This window comes from Tepidanaerobacter acetatoxydans Re1 (assembly GCF_000328765.2).
Classification (GTDB): Bacteria; Bacillota; Thermosediminibacteria; order Thermosediminibacterales; family Tepidanaerobacteraceae; genus Tepidanaerobacter; species Tepidanaerobacter acetatoxydans.
Window position 1 is genome coordinate 740,680 of sequence record NC_019954.2, and the last position, 19,827, is coordinate 760,506.

General features: G+C 37.8%; 17 protein-coding genes, 1 riboswitch and 1 other annotated feature. Of the genes, 14 read left to right on the top strand and 3 right to left on the bottom strand.

All coding sequences use genetic code 11. The features are described 5' to 3' along the window. Positions 1-136 precede the first annotated feature (136 nt). On the bottom strand, positions 137-2,539 hold the full coding sequence (locus TEPIRE1_RS03490) for a transglycosylase domain-containing protein (protein WP_013777793.1): 2,403 nt from the start codon (positions 2,537-2,539) through the stop codon (positions 137-139). A gap of 289 nt (positions 2,540-2,828) precedes the next feature. Next, positions 2,829-3,070: a binding site (T-box leader), on the top strand. Between the two features lie 45 nt (positions 3,071-3,115). Here TEPIRE1_RS03490 and ileS point away from each other — a divergent pair. The 3 genes from ileS to TEPIRE1_RS13805 all read left to right on the top strand — a co-directional run bounded on the left by ileS (position 3,116) and on the right by TEPIRE1_RS13805 (position 7,531). After that, positions 3,116-6,253 (top strand): isoleucine--tRNA ligase, encoded by a 3,138-nt coding sequence (gene ileS, locus TEPIRE1_RS03495; protein WP_013777794.1) that lies wholly within the window; start codon positions 3,116-3,118, stop codon positions 6,251-6,253. A gap of 163 nt (positions 6,254-6,416) precedes the next feature. Beyond that, positions 6,417-7,274 carry a DNA-3-methyladenine glycosylase family protein gene (locus TEPIRE1_RS03500; protein WP_013777795.1) on the top strand — a complete coding sequence of 286 codons (858 nt, stop codon included), beginning with the start codon at positions 6,417-6,419 and terminating at the stop codon, positions 7,272-7,274. 83 nt (positions 7,275-7,357) lie between these two features. Continuing rightward, complete coding sequence (locus tag TEPIRE1_RS13805; protein WP_013777796.1) at positions 7,358-7,531, top strand: hypothetical protein; 174 nt, start codon at positions 7,358-7,360, stop codon at positions 7,529-7,531. Positions 7,532-7,659: 128 nt separating this feature from the next. Here the strand turns inward: TEPIRE1_RS13805 and TEPIRE1_RS03505 are convergent, their stop codons facing one another. Both TEPIRE1_RS03505 and TEPIRE1_RS03510 read right to left on the bottom strand, forming a co-directional pair. After that, entirely contained in the window at positions 7,660-7,875 is a 216-nt protein-coding gene (locus TEPIRE1_RS03505) for a DUF3006 domain-containing protein (protein WP_013777797.1), read from the bottom strand. Position 7,876: 1 nt separating this feature from the next. Further along, positions 7,877-8,764: a ComEC/Rec2 family competence protein gene (locus TEPIRE1_RS03510; protein ID WP_013777798.1), complete on the bottom strand. Its 888-nt coding sequence runs from the start codon at positions 8,762-8,764 to the stop codon at positions 7,877-7,879. Positions 8,765-8,962: 198 nt separating this feature from the next. Between TEPIRE1_RS03510 and TEPIRE1_RS03515 the strand changes: the two genes are divergently transcribed. The 11 genes from TEPIRE1_RS03515 to TEPIRE1_RS03565 all read left to right on the top strand — a co-directional run bounded on the left by TEPIRE1_RS03515 (position 8,963) and on the right by TEPIRE1_RS03565 (position 19,437). Then, a complete protein-coding gene (locus TEPIRE1_RS03515) occupies positions 8,963-9,961 on the top strand; it encodes a 3'-5' exoribonuclease YhaM family protein (protein ID WP_013777799.1) in 999 nt (332 codons plus the stop codon). Between the two features lie 35 nt (positions 9,962-9,996). Further along, entirely contained in the window at positions 9,997-10,932 is a 936-nt protein-coding gene (gene hprK, locus TEPIRE1_RS03520; protein ID WP_013777800.1) for an HPr(Ser) kinase/phosphatase, read from the top strand. A 30-nt stretch (positions 10,933-10,962) separates the two neighbouring features. Further along, positions 10,963-12,018 (top strand): bifunctional phosphoglucose/phosphomannose isomerase, encoded by a 1,056-nt coding sequence (locus tag TEPIRE1_RS03525; RefSeq protein ID WP_013777801.1) that lies wholly within the window; start codon positions 10,963-10,965, stop codon positions 12,016-12,018. Between the two features lie 25 nt (positions 12,019-12,043). Then, entirely contained in the window at positions 12,044-12,793 is a 750-nt protein-coding gene (locus TEPIRE1_RS03530; protein ID WP_013777802.1) for a phosphatase, read from the top strand. Between the two features lie 23 nt (positions 12,794-12,816). Beyond that, positions 12,817-13,668, top strand: coding sequence for a D-amino-acid transaminase (gene dat, locus TEPIRE1_RS03535; protein WP_013777803.1), 852 nt, complete (start codon positions 12,817-12,819; stop codon positions 13,666-13,668). A gap of 193 nt (positions 13,669-13,861) precedes the next feature. Further along, positions 13,862-14,122: a hypothetical protein gene (locus tag TEPIRE1_RS03540; RefSeq protein ID WP_013777804.1), complete on the top strand. Its 261-nt coding sequence runs from the start codon at positions 13,862-13,864 to the stop codon at positions 14,120-14,122. Positions 14,123-14,241: 119 nt separating this feature from the next. After that, positions 14,242-15,153, top strand: coding sequence for a UDP-N-acetylmuramate dehydrogenase (murB, locus tag TEPIRE1_RS03545; RefSeq protein WP_013777805.1), 912 nt, complete (start codon positions 14,242-14,244; stop codon positions 15,151-15,153). A gap of 14 nt (positions 15,154-15,167) precedes the next feature. Continuing rightward, positions 15,168-16,847, top strand: coding sequence for a hydantoinase/oxoprolinase family protein (locus tag TEPIRE1_RS03550; protein ID WP_013777806.1), 1,680 nt, complete (start codon positions 15,168-15,170; stop codon positions 16,845-16,847). Then, positions 16,834-18,150, top strand: coding sequence for a histone deacetylase family protein (locus TEPIRE1_RS03555; RefSeq protein ID WP_013777807.1), 1,317 nt, complete (start codon positions 16,834-16,836; stop codon positions 18,148-18,150). The genes TEPIRE1_RS03550 and TEPIRE1_RS03555 overlap by 14 nt, the downstream gene beginning before the upstream one ends. 171 nt (positions 18,151-18,321) lie before the next feature. Beyond that, on the top strand, positions 18,322-18,906 hold the full coding sequence (locus TEPIRE1_RS03560) for a hypothetical protein (protein ID WP_013777808.1): 585 nt from the start codon (positions 18,322-18,324) through the stop codon (positions 18,904-18,906). 81 nt (positions 18,907-18,987) lie between these two features. Beyond that, positions 18,988-19,437, top strand: coding sequence for a hypothetical protein (locus TEPIRE1_RS03565; RefSeq protein WP_013777809.1), 450 nt, complete (start codon positions 18,988-18,990; stop codon positions 19,435-19,437). Between the two features lie 106 nt (positions 19,438-19,543). Beyond that, positions 19,544-19,712, top strand: a riboswitch (M-box (ykoK) riboswitch). Positions 19,713-19,827: the final 115 nt, after the last annotated feature.

The window sequence follows — 19,827 nt, forward strand, 5'->3', positions numbered from 1 at the left end:
ACGACCAAAAAGTGTTTTTTTATTTAAACAAAGTTACTTATGTGATAGTTTTTCTCAAGTTTGACAGCCCAGATTAAAACACCGTGTCATGATGTAGACAAGGAAAACCTGCTAAATTCAAGGACTGATTAATTAGTTAGTTGCTGTTATTGTTTCCATTATTATGGTTATGCTCATTATTTTCTCTGTCATCATTGCCATTTTTATTGAATCCGTTTTCCTCATTTTCATTAGTATCTTCATCATCGTCCCAAGGGAAATTCATATCAGGAGGAGTAATTACCGGTTCGGATTTGTGAACATCGCAATATTCCGTTGGCAATTCATATTTTGCATCTAATGGTATCTGACCTGAGGAAGATGGTGAATAAGGAACACGCCTCTTAATGAAAACTTGTCTTTGAACTAACTCTTCCGGGCAAAATTCTGTTGCTAAGCAATTGGTAGAGGTATCAATAAAATCTTCTATATGAACATCACAGGTTTTTACAGGCTGTGTGCCTTTTATAAAGTATTCCTGTCTAATTCTATTACCTCTTGGATCTTTTGAACAAAACTCCGAGGGTAAATCCCCTGAATCTATGCAAACAGCTATAGGGCCGACTATACCATCCGGTTTTACAAATGTTGCTTTGGGAAGGTCTTTATGTGCAACTGTCATAATTTGTTTCCACATTAAGGCCGGCTGATATCCGCCTGCTACATTGTGCATAGCTGTTGGCTCGTCATGTCCCATCCAGACTACACCTGCCAGGTGAGGAGTATAACCTACCCACCATACATCTTTGTCATCAGAGGTGGTACCGGTTTTTCCGGCTACAGGGAACGGAAAATCAGCTACTCTTTTTCCGGTGCCTTCTGTTACGACGCTTCTAAGCATATCGGTCATAATAAAAGCTGTTTGTTTGCTAACGGCACTCCACATCTCCGGCTTGTTTTCAAAAATTGTTCTTCCGCTTTTATCTACAACTTTTAAAATTGCTATAGGTTCCACATGTGTTCCCTCGTTTGCTAAAGTACCAAAAGCCGAAATCAGTTCCAAAGGCGTAACCCCCTTTGTAATACCTCCGAGGGCGGCTGAAAGCTGTCTGTCATTTTTGTCTCCTGTAAGTATGAGATTTTTTATGCCTAGTTTTTGTGCATATTCTATACCTCTATCCACGCCAATTTCATTAAATACCTTCACAGCTACGATATTTACCGAATTGGCTATGGCTTTTCTAATAGTTGTAAGGCCTTTGAAATCATTTGTATAATTTTTTGGAGACCATACTGTGCCGGACCCCGAAGGGAAAGACACAGGCGAGTCGTCGATTACGGTAGCAGCCGTATAGCCCATATCAATTGCTGCGGTGTATACTAAAATAGGCTTAAAAGTCGATCCGGGCTGACGAAAAGCTTGAGAAGCCCTGTTGAATCCTAATTTTCTCTGATGCTCACGGCCGCCTACTAGAGCCTTTATATATCCTGTATGAGGATCGATTATAACGGCAGCGGCTTGTGGCTGAACTACCTCATTGGCATCATTTTTAGAATAGGGATAATTCTTCGGGTCAGACAAGACCTTTTCGGCTTCTTCTTGAATTTCCATATCAACCGTGGTATATATCTTTAAGCCGCCGGTGTAGATTTTATTATAGGCTTCGTCTTCGGGAAGCCCCAACTCCTTTTGAAAAAGAGCCGCCAATTCTTGTATGACATAATCGGTAAAGTATGGAGCTTTGTAATCTGCAGCTACATCTTTTATTCCTACGAGCTTTATTTCTTCTTGTTTGGCTTTTTCTGCTTCTTCTTCACTTATAAATCCCATTTCGGCCATAGCATTTAAGATAATCTCCTGACGCTCCTTGGCCTTATCAAAATTAGTGTAAGGTGAATAATAAGCAGGACCCTTTGGTATCCCGGCAAGCATGGCGGCTTCAGCCAAAGTTAAATCTTCAACACTTTTTCCAAAGTAAGTATCGGCAGCTGATTCAACCCCGTAGGCAGAATGCCCGAAATAAATTTGATTTAAATAAAACTCCATTATCTGGTTTTTGGTATAATGTCTTTCCAACTGTATAGCAAGCCATGCCTCTTGGGCTTTTCGCTTTAAAGATTGTTCAGGAGATAAAAAAGCAGTTTTAACCAACTGCTGGGTTATGGTACTGGCACCTCGCCTAATACCTCCATGCACCAGATTGGTAGCGAGAGATCCGATTATTGAACGTATATTTACACCTTTGTGTGAATAAAAGTATTGATCTTCTATAGCAATAAAGGCATTTATTAGATTTTTAGGTATTTTTTCTAAAGGTACCTGTATTCGATTTTGCTCGCCGTGTAATTCGGCTATGACTTGGTTGTCTTGATCATATACTATGGAAGTTTCGCTGGGCTTTAGTTTATTCGGGTCAAACTCCGGTGCATCCTTTACATATGATGCAAATACTCCAATGCCTGTCCCAAAGCCGATAATAATTAAAACCATAATGAAAATAATTATACTGCGCCAATTAAGTATTTTTCGTTTTTTTATATTCTTTTTTTTATTTGACATGATAACCTCCCCTTGGTCCTCTCAATTAAATGAGTTTAAGCAAATAAAATTTTACAAAACCAATCTTGTTTGAGGCATATATGGTCGGTTAATATTAAATTAAAATTAGCTATGAAGCAGATAAAAACATTATACCACACAACAAAATATAAGGGAACTTATCAAATTTTTCATCATAACAGATGTGCGGCAAACAATCCAAAGCTTTTTAAGGCAGCTTACCGGCAAGGGGAAACGTTGACATTGACAATAAAATAATATATCATAAAAAAGTAATATGGGATATTTGATTAAAACTATGATGGGGACAGTAAGCATCAGGAAACCTTTTAGCGAACCGGGGAGGGTGCAAGCCCGGCAGGGGATGATGACTGAAAATCACCCAGGAGTGTGATTCTGAAACTAAAGGAGTAAGAATTGCCGGCTTATTTGCCGTTATCAAAAATGAGAGGGAAAAAGATGTAATAATATAAATTATAAATGATCTTTTTCCTATTTGGGTGGTAACGCGGGAGAAATCTCGTCCCTTTTGGGACGGATTTTTTTTTACTCTAAAGTTAAGACAGGAGGATAGTAATGTTTAAGAAAGTAGAATCGACAATGAATTTTGTCCCTATAGAAGAAAAAATCCTTGATTTTTGGAAAAGGGAACAGATATTTGAAAAGAGCATTGAAAATCGCAAGGATGCTCCTAATTATGTGTTTTATGAAGGACCGCCTACTGCTAACGGTATGCCCCATGCTGGCCACGTTCTTACACGAGTAGTAAAAGATTTAATTCCCCGCTATAAGACTATGACCGGCTATAGGGTAGACAGAAAGGCCGGCTGGGATACCCATGGCCTTCCTGTAGAATTAGAAGTGGAAAAGCAACTGGGTATTAGCGGGAAACCTCAGATTGAAAGCTATGGTGTTGAAAACTTTATTAAAAAGTGTAAAAACAGTGTCTTTACCTATGAAGAGGAATGGCGCAAGATGACTGAAAGGGTAGGCTTTTGGATAGATATGGACAACCCTTATGTCACCTATCACAACACTTATATTGAATCTGTGTGGTGGGCGCTTAAGCAAATATGGGAAAAGGGTTTATTATATAAGGGGAATAAAGTAGTTCCATATTGCCCGCGATGCGGCACATCTCTTTCCAGTCATGAAGTTGCACAAGGGTATAAGGAGGTTGAAGATCCTTCGGTTTTTGTAAAGTTTCCGGTAGCAGGGAAAGAAAATACTTATTTTCTTGTTTGGACGACAACTCCTTGGACTCTTCCGTCTAATGTAGCTTTAGCGGTAAAGGATACCTATACTTATGTAATGGTTGAACAATGCGGCGAAAGACTAATTTTGGCCGAAGGCAGATTGGAGACTTTAGAAGGGGAATATACCATAATAGATAAATTCCCCGGAGAAAAATTAGTTTCCTTGAAATATGAGCCGATATTCCCATTTTTTGAAGAAGAGAAGGATAAAGCTTACTATGTGGTTACAGCAGATTTTGTTACATTGGAGGATGGCACTGGCATAGTGCATATTGCACCGGCCTTTGGTGAAGATGACTCACGAGTGGGTCATGAGTATGGTTTGCCAGTAATTCAACCGGTTGATGCACAGGGCAAGTTTACTGAAAAGGTATCTCCTTGGGCGGGTATGTTCGTTAAAGATGCCGATAAGGGTATTATCAAGGATTTAAAAAGCAGAAACATCCTTTATAAATCACAAAAGTACAAGCACAGCTATCCATTTTGCTGGCGGTGCGATACTCCGCTTTTATATTACGGCCGCAGCAGCTGGTTTATAAAGACAACAGCTATCAGAGAAAGACTTCTTGAAATAAATAAGGGTATTAATTGGCATCCGGAACACATTCGAGATGGGCGATTCGGCAATTTTCTGGAAAATGTAATTGACTGGTGCTTAAGCCGTGAGAGGTATTGGGGGACACCTTTAAATATCTGGATTTGCGACGAATGTGGCTGCCAGCATGCGGTAGGAAGTATAAAAGAACTCAAAGATATGAGCAAACAACCTATTGAGGATATAGAACTGCATAAACCGTATGTCGATGAGGTGATTTTAAAATGTCCGGAATGCGGCGGCAACATGAAACGGGTGCCTGAAGTAATAGATTGTTGGTTTGACTCTGGTGCCATGCCTTTTGCGCAATTCCATTATCCTTTTGAAAATGAGGATTACTTTAATAAACACTTCCCGGCAGACTTTATTTCAGAGGCCATTGACCAGACTCGGGGATGGTTTTACAGCCTTTTGGTGATTTCTACACTACTGTTTGACAAATCACCTTACAAAAATGTTCTGGTTATGGGGCATATCCTTGATGAAAAGGGAATTAAAATGAGCAAGCATAAGGGCAATATTTTAGACCCATGGAAGGTTCTTAATGAACAGGGTGCCGATGCTATGCGCTGGTACCTTTATGTGGCAAGTCCTCCCTGGAGCCCCAGCCGCTTTTATCAAGATGCCGTAAGTGAAGCCCAAAGACGGTTTTTGGGGACACTGTGGAATGTATATTCATTTTTTATACTTTACGCAAATATTGATGAATTTGATCCAAGGAAGTATTCTTTAGACCCTGAGGATAGAAGCGAATTGGATCGATGGTTATTGTCAAGGATAAATAGCGTGAATAAACAAATACGCAAATATATGAATGACTTAGACATAACAGATGCTGCAAGGACTATGGAATCACTTATAGATGATATTAGCAACTGGTATGTGCGACGCTGTCGAGAACGCTATTGGAAGTCTGAAATGGACAATGATAAAATAGCTGCATATTTGACACTGTATGAAGCACTTGTAACATTTATCAAAATGGCAGCACCTTTTGTTCCTTTTATCACAGAAGAATTATATCAGAACTTAGTTTTAACACCATACCCCGAAGAGCCGGCAAGCATACATCTTTGCGATTTTCCGGAGGTCAAAGAAGAATTTATCGATGAAATACTGGAACACAAGATGGAACTTGCAAGGAAGATTGTAGAACTTGGCAGAGCTGCCAGGAACAAAGGTAAGATTAAAAACCGTCAGCCCCTTCAAAAGATGATGGTACAACTTCGAAACTTCAATGATAGAGCATTGGTTTTAGACTTGTCGGATATTATTAAAGAAGAGCTGAACATAAAAGAAATTGAATATATCGATGTAGCTGAAGAATATTTCACATACATGGTAAAACCGCGGTTCGATTTATTGGGACCAAAATACGGAAAACTCATGTCCGGCATAGCAAAAGAGATTGCTGCTGCTGAACCTATGGAGCTTATAAAAAGAGCAAGAGAAAACGGCCAAGTTGTTATCAATGTAAATGGGGAAAACATAACTATTTTAGAAAATGAGTTAGATATTCGAGCTCAAGATAAAGAGGGTTTCTGTGCCGAAGGTGAAGGCGGCTATTACGTGGTTCTTGATACTACAATTACTCCTGACCTTATGCTTGAGGGCTTTGCCAGAGAACTGGTAAGTAAAATTCAAAACATGCGCAAAGAAGCAGGCTTTAAAGTTGAGGATAAGATATGTCTGTATTATTTAGGTGACGACATTATAGATGAAGTGCTAGAAAAACACGGAGAAGAAATAAAAACAGATACGCTGTCTATTGCTATTGAAAGAGTTTTTCCGCCTGAAGACAGCTTTGCAAGAGAGTGTGATATCAACGGCCACAAGGTTAATATTGGTGTAAAGCAAATTTAATTAGGAGCGATATCATACAGAACAGGTAATACAATGGGAAAATACTAATATAATATATTAAGTTGCGGCATTTGTTTGCAGTAAATTTTAGAACAAATGCCGCATATTTATAGTGTGGGTAATTATTGAAGTAAAGTGTTTTGACTTATGGAGAGAGGATATTATGAAAATATATTTTAACAATATTCTTCCATTTAATCTTGAAATAATAGCCGACGGAGGCCAGGCATTTCGGTGGAATCGCAGCGAAGATGGGAAATATATCGGTGTTGTTGAAGATTATATTTTTGAGGTTGTCCAGGCCAATGATGAGCTAATAATTGATTCTAACTTAGAAGGCAAAGAAGAAGCATTTGCTAAGGAATACTTCGATCTGCCTAGAGATTATGAACAGATAGAAAAGGAATTGATGTGCTTTAAAGAGGTAGCTGCTGCGGTTAATTACTGCAGTGGATATAGAATCCTTTTTCAAGATCCGTGGGAAACCACCATATCTTTTATTATATCGGCAAACAATCATATTAGAAATATTAAAAGTACCATTGAAAATATGTGTAAAATCTATGGAGAGCCATTGGAATACAGAGGAAAAACTTACTATTCTTTTCCTTCTCCGGACAGACTAGCAAGCCTATCAGAAGATGAGCTAAAAAAGACAAAATGCGGTTACAGAGCCAAGTACATCATAGAAACAGCAAGGATGATAGCGGATGGTAAAGTTGATTTATATGGTTTAAGAGAACTGCCGACAGATGAAGCCAGAGAAGTGCTATTGACCTTGCCCGGCGTTGGCAGAAAAGTGGCAGATTGTATAATGCTTTATTCCATGAGAAAGTTTGATGCGTTCCCTATAGATGTATGGATAAAAAGGGTTCTTGAACATATTTATTTCAGCGGCAACCAAATACCTATTAAAAAACTCCAAAAATTTGCGGAGAAAAAATTTGGCGATAGAGCAGGTTTCATGCAGCAATATCTTTTTTACTATTCCCGAAATTACTTGCAAGATATTATAAAGTGAAATATAAAATCTTAAAAAGTGTCATATTATACACTTAAATATGCTATAATAATAGTATCAAAAAAGAGGTGGGGGAGATAAATATGAGTCCGGAACAAACTATTATTATAGCAAAAACGTGTGAAGACTATAAAAAGGGCAGCACATTTAAATATCCCGCTGAATACATTATGCAATATAGATCCTGTAAAAACTGCTCAAATTGGCAGGTTGGCCGATGTGAAAAAGCTCATGATATCTTAAATGCCTTAGATTGATTATAAAATATAGAAATCTTATCATTAAAGATGATGGCATTCAAATGGGTGCAAAAACGTATTTGAATGCCGTCTTTATGTATCTAAAACTAAAATCTTTTCCTGATAAATCAGATTTACTGCATCAATTAAATTTCATCTTCAAACAGCTCGTCTGCAAGCTTACGAATAACATTTTTTCTAATTTCGGTTTCGTTTTTATCAACAGTCATATCATCTAGGTTTACTACATCGCCCTCCTTGGTATCTTCCGGTAAAAGCTGTCTTTTAATATTTAACATTTGACCGTCATCGGTTTCCAATACAGCATATTTGTCTTCAAACCTATCTACTACGGCATACATTTTATTTCACCCTTTTTATTTCAATATTTTGGCCATCACTGGTTATCAATATATTACCATTGTCGGCAGTAGTGTATACTTGCACACCGTAATCAGATAAAAGTTCTAATGTTTCTTTATGCGGGTGACCGTAAGTGTTATCACTCCCTACGCAAATAACGGCATATTTGGGAGATACAGCCGATAAAAATTCTTTTGTTGTACCTGAACTGCTGCCGTGGTGAGCGACCTTAAGCACATCTGCACTCAGATTATAATTCTCATTTTTTAGCATTTCTTCTTCAGAAATTTTTTCGGCATCACCGGTAAAAAGAAATGAAGTATTTCCGTAAGTAAGCTTTATTACAATACTATAGTTGTTAAGGCTTTCATAGCTGCTGCTATTGGGGGCAAGTATATCTATATTCACACCTTCATCAAGAGAAAACTCCATGCCTCCTCGTGCCGAAGTGACTTTTAAGCCTTTATCTTTTACTGCCAATAGAACATCTTTGAAGGTTTTTGTGTTTGCAGTGACTTTTGGCATGAGGATTTTTCCGATATCAAAATGTTCAATTATGTCATCCATTGCACCAATATGATCTTCATGCGGATGTGTTCCTACTACAAAATCAAGTCTATGTACATTTAGCCTCTCAATATAATCGATAATCGTCTGGCCATCGTCATTGTTTCCTGCATCTATTAGCATGCTTTTTCCATCAGGTGATTTAATAAAGATGCTGTCAGACTGACCGGTATCAATAAAATGAATTTCAAGAAGACCATCATCGGCAGGTTGTAATGTATCAATTTCAATTGAGCAGGCAGAAAGTAAAAGCAAACCCAAGAGTAAAATAATAAAGTATTTGTTGCATAGTTTTTTACTTCCAACATTAGAATGTTGCAATTAGAAATCACCTCTAAAAATATGTCCATATTTTTTATTTATTTTTTTGAAAATAAGTTAAGCAAAGAGCATGTAAATAATACCATATCAAAATCCTCTCCACAAGGTAAACTGTCGTTTATTTCTTTTTAAATGGATAAAGTTGTGCTATAATCTTATTGTATCATAGAATTATTTAACAGGTCTTTGGAGGTTGTAATGGAAAAACAATTTATTAAAGATTTAAAAGTCGGAGATAAAGTAAAGACTTTATTTGGCGTAGTAAAAAAGAATTTTGCAAATTACTCGCCTTCAAGTGCTAAAGCTCCGGGTCAGTTTCTGAAACTGGTTCTGGCAGATGCGACTGGAAATATTGAAGGTAGGGTATGGGATGGAGCTTGCGATGTGGCAGGTCTTTTTGATGAAGGCGATATTGTAATGGTTGAAGGCTATGTATCAGAGTATAATGGCCTGCAGATAAATATTGTTAATATAAAAAAGTATGAGGATAATGTAGATTTAACTCTTTTTCAACAATCCACTTCAAAAGACCGTAAAGAGATGGTAAAAAGATTTAATGAATTAATTCAATCAGTGGAGGATACATATCTCAAAAAGTTACTATTATCAATTTTTAACGACAAAAATACATATTGGGCTTTTATAAACAGCCCGGCGGCGCAGAGAATCCACCATGCATATATAGGCGGCCTTTTAGAACACAGCCTTGAAGTGGCCCAAGTTTGTGAATTAATAGCTTCTGAATATAAGGATATCATAAACCGCGATTTACTGATTACAGGTGCTTTATTGCATGATATTGGGAAGATTAAAGAATATAATTTTTCAAGTATTTCTTTTGAAATGACAGACATAGGAAAACTCATAGGCCATTTAGTAATTGGAAAAGAAATGGTGGATGAAAAAATCCGAGAAATTCCGGACTTTCCGAAGGAACTACAATTGTCCATCAGCCACATGATAATTTCACACCATGGTGAAAAACAGTGGGGCAGTCCTGAGGTGCCAAAGACAATAGAGGCTTTTGCACTTTTTCATTCCGACCTTTTAAGTGCCAGATTAAACCAATTTTCCGGGCTTCTAAACAAACATACAGATTCGGAGTCGCCTTGGACTCCATGGGATAAGTTTTTAGAACGCAGTGCGTATATGTCAAACTACAGCGATAGTAATTCAAAAGAAAATATGAACAAATAAAAATAAAAAGGATTTTAAAATCAGTGGAGAGTAAAATGCAAAAAATAAATCTTAGGGACCTGATTGATAAGTTTAAATTAAAAATAATCGCAGATACCGATTGCGATATGCCCTGTATTACGGTGGCGGATTTAAACCGTCCGGGGCTTGAACTTACCGGATACTTTGATTATTTTGCATATGATAGAATACAAATTTTAGGAAGAACGGAAATATCTTATTTGGAAGGTCTTCCTAAAAATATCCTCAAGGCTCGCCTTGAAAAATTTTTTTCCTATGATATACCATGTGTAATAATAACCCGCGACCTTATACCACCGGAAGAGCTTACTTTAGTGGCGCGAAAATATCAAAAACCTGTTTTGGGGTCTCCTGCCGCAACCACACAATTTATGAGCAGGCTAACGGATTTTCTGGAAAGCATGCTTGCGCCGCGTACGACAATTCATGGCGTATTAGTTGACATATACGGTATAGGTATATTAATAATAGGCGAGAGCGGCATAGGCAAAAGTGAAACAGCAATAGAACTCATTAAGCGGGGTCATCGTTTGGTTGCTGATGATGCTGTGGAAATAAAACAAGTTGCAAAAAATGTTTTAGTCGGAACAGCCCCTAAGCTTATACGACATTTTTTAGAGGTGCGCGGGCTGGGAGTTATCGATGTGAAAACCATTTTTGGGGCAGGCAGTATACGAAATGATATAAAAATTGAGTTGGTGGCGGAACTGGTGGAGTGGGAAAAGTATAAAGAAGACGATAGATTAGGATTAGAAGAAGAAAAAATAAAAATTCTTGATTCAAATATAACGAAAAAAACGATTCCAATTAGGCCGGGAAGAAACCTGGCTGCTATTTTAGAAGTTGCGGCGATGGATTTCCGCTTAAAAGCTTTTGGATATAATGCCGCATTAGAGTTTAGTAAAAGACTTCTGGAGGAAATCAATAAAGACAAAAAAAATTTGCAATAAATATTAATAAAAAACAGGAGGTATTTAAAAATGTTAGACAATCTGGAAAAAATAAAGGAATTAGACAAAGGTGGTATGTTTGACCTTATATACAAATTTCCGGACCACTGCATAGAAGCTGTCAACATTACCAAGGAGTCAATATCCGGACTGCGATTTAACAATATTATGAATGTGGTAATAACAGGAATGGGAGGCTCTGCTATTGGCGGCGACTTAGTTCGCATGCTGACGACTGACAGAGCTCAGATTCCTGTTATTGTTAATAGGGATTACAAGTTACCTGCTTTTGTGGACGAGAAGACACTTGTTGTTGCTTCAAGTTATTCCGGCAACACGGAAGAAACCCTGACTGCCTATGATTATGCAAAAACTAAGAAAGCTAAAATTATAGTTATTACTACGGGAGGCAAATTAAAGGAAAAAGCCGCACAAGATGAAGTTCCTGTTATTACGATTCCGGGTGGATTGCCTCCGCGCGCGGCTTTGGGATTTTCACTGTTTCCGATTTTAGTATTGTTTAAAGAGCTGGGAATAGGATTTGGCAAGAAATCAGATATAGAAACAGCCGTTAGTCTTTTAAAACGAGTCCGTGAAAAATACTGCCCGCAGGTACCAGAAAAGGATAACCCTGCAAAAGCCTTAGCTGGAAAATTGCATGGAAAGCTTCCTTTGATTTACGGCACTTCAAATCTGACCGATATTATTGCGGTGAGATGGAAAGGGCAGATGAATGAAAATGCTAAACACCCGGCTTTCTATAATGCTTTTCCGGAGCTAAATCACAATGAGATAATGGGCTTTGAGGGTGACAGTAAGCTTTTAAAGACCTTTGAAATTATTATACTAAGGTCACCGAATGAAAGTGATCGCATAAAAAAACGTATTGATATAACGACTGACATTTTAAAAGAAGAAGTCAGCGGTATTACGGAGATATGGCCTGAAGGCGAATCATCACTGGAACAAATGCTTTATCATATAATGTTCGGAGATTATGTAAGTGCATATTTGGCGATACTAAATAACAAAGACCCTAAAGAAATAGATTTTATTGATGAATTAAAAGAACGGATGAAGGATTGAAATTTCATTTTATGAGGTGGTAATATTGAAATACGAAGTAGATACCCATTGCCACACTATAGCAAGTGGCCATGCCTACAGCACGGTTATTGAAAATGCTCAAGCTGCAGCAAAGAAAGGTCTTAAAATGATCGCCATAACAGACCATGGGCCGGCTATGGGAGAAGGCGTGAATCGCTATTATTTTGGGAACATGACAGTTATACCTCAGCAGATTGAGGGCGTATATATACTCAGAGGAATTGAGGCAAATATACTTGATAATGAAGGAACTCTAGACCTTCCCGAACGCTATTTAAAAAAGTTAGATATAGTGCTGGCGGGTCTGCATACCGGATGTTCTCCGAAAGGAACGGTTGAAGATAATACAAGAGCCGTCATTGAAGCGATGAAAAACCCCTATGTGGATATCATTGTGCATCCGGGAAATCCGGAATTTCCCTTGGACATTGATAGATTTGTTGAGGCTGCTCATGAATATAATGTGCATATAGAGATAAACAACAGTTCTTTTACTGTTAGCCGCAAGGGCAGCAAGGATAATTGCATATTAATTGCGAAAAAAGCCGCAGCAATTGGAGCCAGAGTTTCTCTGGGAAGTGACGCACATATTTGCTTTGATATCGGTAATTTTGATAAAGCCGAAGAAGTAATAAAAGAAGCCGGAATTCCTGAGGAAAATGTTTTAAACACTTCTATGAAAAAGGTCATAGACTTCTTAAAATCCAAGGGTAGGGAAGTTGTGCCTAGTTACAAAACATCAACTAAAATCTAAAACATCAAAAGGGGGCATTGTGCATGTCAACAGTGGTGTATTTAAACGGGCAAAGAGTAGATTATGAAAATGCCAAAGTATCGGTTGAAGACAGAGGTTTTCAATTTGGAGACGGTTTATATGAAGTAGTACATATATATAATGGCAGATTCTTCTATCTTGACCGTCATTTGGCTCGCTTGCAAAATGGAGCAAAAGAAATATACATGGATCTCGATTTTGGACTTAACAATTTGGAGAAAGTGTGTCGGCAGGCTGTAAAAGAGAGCGGATTCAATGATGCCTCGGTATACATCCAGGTTACACGAGGTGCGGCTGTCAGGCAGCATGCTTTTCCTAAGGAAAGCTCCTGTACTTGGGTAGTTATAGTGAGAGAATCAAAAGGAAATCCACAAGAATTTTACGAAAATGGCATTACCTGTATAACAGTGCCCGATGAGCGCTGGAGCCGCTGTAATATCAAAACGGTTCAGCTTCTGGCAAACTGTATTGCAAAAGAGAAAGCAAAGAAAGCCGGATCGTTTGAGGCGATTTTCCATCGAGGAGGAAGCGTAATAGAAGGTTCCAGCAGTAATGTATTTATAGTTAAAGATAATAAGCTGATTACACACCCTGCAAACAATAAAATACTTAACGGCATAACTCGCGGTGTGGTTTTAGAAATTGCCGACCAAAATGACATAAAGTATTCTGAAGAAGTTTTTTGTATTGACGACCTTTTTGATGCTGATGAGGTTTTTCTGACAGGAACTACTACGGAGATAATGCCGGTAGTTAAAGTTGATGGTAAAATTATTGGTGATGGGATTCCCGGCAAATTAACAAAAATAATACAGAAATATTACCAAGAGCACATCCAAACAGTAGACTGCTAAGCAAAGAGATATGGCGTAAAATATCTGTCAATATGTTTATAAAATGGGATAGAGGATTCTTCAAAGCTTCCTTTATCCTATTTTTTATGTTGCAATTCTACATATCTGAATAAGAAAAAAATAAAAAAGGTAAAAAATAGCATTAAGCAGCAGCACGGTAAAACTGAAAAGTACAAATAAGGAATGTTTATACATGAGTTTTGATAATTATGCCATCTATGATAAAATGATATTGGGTAAGCCAAGGACAATAGGGGATTTGACATTTATACCTCTTATTCATATTACTTTAAGAGCCTACTACATATTTAGCCTATTTTTGGGTATGAGCATATCGCCTGAGGCTTTTATTATAAGGGAAGCCGGTGGGATGATAAGCTTTTATAATATTTCTGATGATGCCACTCTTGCAGAGCTGCTGTCAAATATTATGTCAACAGTCGATGAAGAATAAATTATAATAATTATGAAGGTTCCTTTTTTGACATATTGCAGGAATTATAGCCTTTATATAGAAATAAACTATGTTAGAAGATAAAATTGTATTTTTATTGAAGAAGAAGGGAAGGTATCATGGACGTTACAAAAATATATGAAATTATGAGAGAATTCTTGCCTGAAAGTCAAGTTAAAATAAACGAACCAATGAAAAAACATACCTCGTTTCGTATTGGGGGGCCTGCGGACATAATGGTTTTGCCTACAAATATAGGAGAGGTAACAAGTATTATCAAAGTATGCAGGCAAAACGATATTCCCTTTTTCGTCATGGGCAATGGAACGAATTTACTAGTAAAGGATGAGGGTATTAGGGGCGTAGTAATGAAATTGGCACAAAATTTTAATGATGCCAATGTAAATAAAAATATTATTAGGTGCAAAGCCGGAGTTCCCCTATCAGCTTTGTCCAGAATAGCACTTGAAAGCAGTCTTAGCGGATTAGAGTTTGCCAATGGTATTCCGGGCACTGTTGGAGGTGCCGTGGTTATGAATGCGGGAGCTTATGGCGGAGAAATGGCTGATGTTGTAAAAAAGGTCACTGTAGTAGATATGAATGGCAGATTGTATGAGATGCAAAAAGAAGAACTTGATTATTCTTATCGCAGATGCATTCTTCAAGATGGCGATAGAATTTTATTGGAAGTTGAAATGGAACTTTTACCCGGAAATTACGAAGACATAAAAAGACAAATGGAGGAATTTGCAGCTTGCCGAAAAGCTAAACAACCGCTTAATTTGCCAAGTGCCGGCAGTGCTTTTAAAAGACCTCCAGGCCATTTTGCAGGAGCTCTGATAGAAAAGGCGGGTCTTAAAGGATACAGAATAGGCGGAGCCATGGTATCTGATAAACATGCAGGTTTTATCGTAAATGTAGAAAATGCAACTTTTAAGGATGTGATAAGCCTTATCAGTCACGTGCAAAAGGAAGTCAAAAGAAAATTCAATGTTGATCTTGAATCCGAAATTAAAATCATAGGTGATTAAAGGAGGCAGAAAAATTGATTGTTGGGCTGGATATGGGGGGAACTAATGTAGATGCGGTTCTTATTCATCAAGGCAAGATTATTGAAACATCTAAAATTCCCACCGATCACAGCAATTTACTGGAATCTATTTGGGGAGCTTTAAAGCCCTTGCTTTCAGGACAAGATCCTAATAAAATTGAGCGAATGATACTGAGTACCACTATTTCTACTAATGCCATTATAGAACAAAAGACAGATCCGGTTGGAATGATAATCGAAAGCGGACCCGGTCTGCAAAAAGATTTTCTCAGTTGCGGCCGGGAAAATATTTTTATTGGGGGTTATATAGACCATCGGGGTAGGGAAGTAAGTCCTATTGATAAATCAGAAATAGAAAAGGCAGCAAGGACCTTGAAACGCAAAGATATCTCAGCTGTAGCGGTAGCTGGAAAGTTTTCTGTGCGCAATGCCGATCATGAGATAAGAATAAACGAACTATTGAAAGATGAATTTTTCCCCATAACTTTGGGTCATACTGTATCAGGCAAATTAAACTTCCCTCGCAGGGTTTTCACTTCGTATTATAATTCTGCAGTTTATACAACATTTCTAAAGTTTAGTGAAAGCATATATAAGGCTCTTCAGCGCGAAAAAATCAATGCACCCGTAAGTGTCTTGAAAGCTGATGGAGGAACTATGAGTCTTAAAGCCGGTGAAAGATATCCGGTTAATACTATTTTGTCAGGCCCGGCAGCAAGTGTAATGGGCGGACAAGCCTTTCTTGAAACTTCTAAAGATGCCATATTTCTAGATATCGGCGGAACTACTACTGATATTTCATTTTTAGCCGATGGAGTTCCGTTGCTTGAACCGTTGGGAATAAAAATCGGAGAATTTCCAACACTGGTAAGATCTCTTTATAGCGTATCCATAGGCGTTGGCGGAGATAGCAGTGTTTGCGTGAAAAATAAAAAGATTGTTATAGGTCCAAAAAGGCTGGGACGACCACAGGCCTTTGACGGGCCATGTCCGACCCCTACAGATGCAATGATAGTTCTGGGATTAATCAGTGCCGGCAATAAAAGCAAGGCCTTAAGTGCTATGAAGGAAATAGGCGAACAACTAAATCTATGTCCTGAGGCCGCAGCATCTGCAATTTTGGATACAATGGCTGAAATGATAAAAAATAAGGCAGAAGAACTGTTGCATGAAATAAATTCTCACCCGGTATACACTGTAAAAGAATTACTTTACGGCAAAAAAATTAAGCCTGAATTAATACAAGTTATAGGTGGTCCGGCTAAGGCGATGGCTCCTATTCTTGAAAAAAGTTTTGGCATACCTTGCCGCTATCCCAAAGTTTATGAAGCGGCAAATGCGGTGGGTGCTGCGTTGGCTAGAACTACAGCGGAAATTACTATGTTTATAGATACCGCACAAAGAACCCTTGCGGTTCCCGAGATGGGTTTATATGAAAAGATAAATAAAGATTATACTTTGGAAGAGGCAAGACTTAAAGCCATAGATTTATTAAAACAGCAATCTTTGCTGCTCGGAGCTGAAAAGGGCGAAATTCAGGCTGAAATAGTAGAAGAAAACAGCTTTAATATAGTGCGCGGCTTTTACACAAGTGGCAAGAACATAAGGATAAGAGCCCAAATTAAGCCCGGACTAATATACGGGTTATGGGGTGATAAAAATGTTAGTTGCTAAGAATCGGTTGGGCGTAGTCTTATTTCCTGCTTTTGATTGGGCAATCAGTCCAACACATCCTGAACGTGAAGAAAGACTGCTATATACTCAGGATCAGATATTTGAGGAAGGTATAATGGATATAGAAAATATCAAATTCTACAACCCTGAAATAGCAGTAAAGCAAGATATCCAGAGAGTTCATTTTTGTGTTCCAAATGTAGAGCAAAGAGTTACTAAATCCCATTTAATTTCAGCAGGTGGTGCTATTAAGGCAGCACATGCGGTAATGGACAAAGAAACAGATAAGGCATTTGCCCTTGTAAGGCCGCCAGGGCATCATGCTCAGCGTGTCGTATACGGGGATAGAGGTTTTTGTATTATCAATATTGAAGCAGTGATGCTGGAAAATCTCAGGGCAAAATACGGGCACTGTCGGGCGGCAATAGTTGATACGGACTGCCATCATGGGGATGGAACTCAAGATATATATTGGAATGACAGAGATACCCTGTTTATTTCTTTTCACCAGGATGGGAGAACACTTTATCCGGGAACAGGCTTTATAGATGAATTTGGCGGCCCTGGAGCCATGGGCTATAATATAAACATTCCGCTTCCTCCGGGAACCGGCGAGGAAGGATTTTTATATGTGCTCGATAATCTTGTCCTTCCAATATTAAGTGAATACAAACCGGACTTAATTATAAATTCGGCAGGGCAGGACAACCATTATACAGATCCGCTTACTAATATGAACTTCACTGCTTGGGGTTATGCCGAATTAAATCATAAACTGAACCCTGATATAGCAGTTTTAGAAGGAGGATATTCGATAGAAGGGGCATTGCCCTATGTGAATCTTGGGATAATATTGGCTATGGCAGGCTTAGACTATTCCCATGTTAGGGAACCGGATTATGACCCGGTAAAATTAAAACAATCAAAGAAAATTACAGAATATATCAAAGAACTTTGTGAAAATATCTATAACCGCTGGCGGCAAAAAGATTTAATTGCATATGAGTTTATAAAAGATAAAGACTATATTACAAGACAGCGGCAGATATATTACGATACTGACGGCATACTTGAAAATCAAACACAAACATTCAAAGTATGCTCTAAGTGTTCGGGCGTAAATATGATTAAGTCTAATAGCGACAGAGGCATGCCCATTTTTGCGGTAACTATACCTCGTGATGCATGTTCTTCATGCGTGGACGAAGGCTATAAAATCTATAAAGATGTCGACATGCAAAAATATTTTAAAGCTTACCTACAAGATCGTGTAAATGATGCTTACCTTGATAAACAATCTTGAAATTAAATGTAAGAGATTCTTAAAGCTCGAGTATTCAAAAACTCGGGCTATTTTTTTGTATAAAAAACTTTTTTTAAAAGAAAAATATGGATGTAGAAAAGAATATACAAAAGGACAAAATATCTAAAAGGAATTAGCAAAAAAGAATTAGCAAAAAAGGAAGGTGATAACTTGGACGATTTTAAAAATCTTTGCAACAATTTTTCAGACCAAACTCTAAAAATTGAAAACTTCATCGCACAAAATAAAATGAATTTTAGCGATTTGACTAATCAATTTAAAAACACTCATCAGGATATATTAAATTTTAAAAACGAGTTAGATACTGCAATTCAACAAATTGAGATAGAAATAGAGCGAAACCAAAATCTTCTGGCCAAATGGGTATCTGGTGCTAATACTAAACTTTTACAAGAACAAATAGCCCAAAAGCGAATTGCATTGACAAATCAGGCACAGAAAATCAACGATAGTTTTGCTAAACTTTCCCAGCAAATAGATCGAATATTAAATGATTTTAATACATCATCCCAACAAATTACCATTGATTTAAAAAACACTGAGAATCAACTGCAGACTATATCAAAAGCAAATCAGGCCGGGGAATATATTTTTTCTGCTTCGGATGATACCACATATCATCTTCAACAAAATTTGCAGCAAGTTATAGATACTCTCAATTCTGCACAACAAACCATGGAGCAACAAAAGGTATTTAATGAAATAAGTAAATCTATTGATAGTTTACTTCAGTAATGGGGAAAATTTATCTATTAAAATGCAATGCACAGGGTATGCTAATATGGGAGGTTAAAATTCCTTAAGGGAGGTGTTTGTTTGACTGGGAAAAAAGACTTTAAAGATTATTTATTGGAAAAGAAAATTGACGCTGAGGTTTCCGAAGAAATAAATAATAAGCTGGAAAATAAAGGCATATATGCTGACCAAACCGGAGTAAATCAACAAGTTCAAGGGAGTGTAAACAATCAAATGACAAATCAGATACAACCGGATCAATTTAATCAATTACTGAACCAGTTAAAAAATCAAGCACAGACTCAGCAGCAACAGACGGATAACCAGATAAATCAAGCAATTCAGCAGGCAATTGATGCTCTTTCACAGGCTCAACAAAACATCCAGACCAATCAAGTATTTTATCAAATGAATCAATTATTAGATCAGTCGACAAAACAACTCCAACAATTAAATCAACAATCGCAGCAGCAGCAACAGCAGCAACAGCAAAAACAGCAGCAACAGCAGGCCGGTCAGCAGCTTCAGTAAAATGCATGAAGGGGAGGTTAGTAAAGGCAGCCTCCTCTTTATTTTTAAGTTTTCCTTGACATACATTTCAAAAAGAGATTAAAATAGTATTAAAGCAAAGGTATATCGAACTTCCCGTTAGGTGAGGCTCCTGTGCGAATACAAGCCACTGCCCGGAAATGTCGAGAGACACCAATGGGTTAACAGGTTTTACCGGATTAAGGTGGAATCTAATGTGGCTGGAATTTAAGTTCCAAAGTCGCTCAGTGCTAAAACCGATGACGAGGGGAAAATATTTTGTCATGCCCTTTCATCGGAAAGGGTTTTTATATTGATTTTTATACTTAAAGGGGGCGGTAAGGTGGACCCTGGTCCTAGTAGTCGATATTTACTAAATAAAAGAATATTACG

What these genes read in the sequence shown, in the direction of transcription:
- TEPIRE1_RS03490 (WP_013777793.1), bottom strand. Translation starts at nt 2,539, where the DNA reads ATGTCAAATAAAAAAAAGAATATAAAAAAACGAAAAATACTTAATTGG.
- ileS (WP_013777794.1), top strand. Translation starts at nt 3,116, where the DNA reads ATGTTTAAGAAAGTAGAATCGACAATGAATTTTGTCCCTATAGAAGAA.
- TEPIRE1_RS03500 (WP_013777795.1), top strand. Translation starts at nt 6,417, where the DNA reads ATGAAAATATATTTTAACAATATTCTTCCATTTAATCTTGAAATAATA.
- TEPIRE1_RS13805 (WP_013777796.1), top strand. Translation starts at nt 7,358, where the DNA reads ATGAGTCCGGAACAAACTATTATTATAGCAAAAACGTGTGAAGACTAT.
- TEPIRE1_RS03505 (WP_013777797.1), bottom strand. Translation starts at nt 7,875, where the DNA reads ATGTATGCCGTAGTAGATAGGTTTGAAGACAAATATGCTGTATTGGAA.
- TEPIRE1_RS03515 (WP_013777799.1), top strand. Translation starts at nt 8,963, where the DNA reads ATGGAAAAACAATTTATTAAAGATTTAAAAGTCGGAGATAAAGTAAAG.
- hprK (WP_013777800.1), top strand. Translation starts at nt 9,997, where the DNA reads ATGCAAAAAATAAATCTTAGGGACCTGATTGATAAGTTTAAATTAAAA.
- TEPIRE1_RS03525 (WP_013777801.1), top strand. Translation starts at nt 10,963, where the DNA reads ATGTTAGACAATCTGGAAAAAATAAAGGAATTAGACAAAGGTGGTATG.
- dat (WP_013777803.1), top strand. Translation starts at nt 12,817, where the DNA reads ATGTCAACAGTGGTGTATTTAAACGGGCAAAGAGTAGATTATGAAAAT.
- TEPIRE1_RS03540 (WP_013777804.1), top strand. Translation starts at nt 13,862, where the DNA reads ATGAGTTTTGATAATTATGCCATCTATGATAAAATGATATTGGGTAAG.
- murB (WP_013777805.1), top strand. Translation starts at nt 14,242, where the DNA reads ATGGACGTTACAAAAATATATGAAATTATGAGAGAATTCTTGCCTGAA.
- TEPIRE1_RS03555 (WP_013777807.1), top strand. Translation starts at nt 16,834, where the DNA reads ATGTTAGTTGCTAAGAATCGGTTGGGCGTAGTCTTATTTCCTGCTTTT.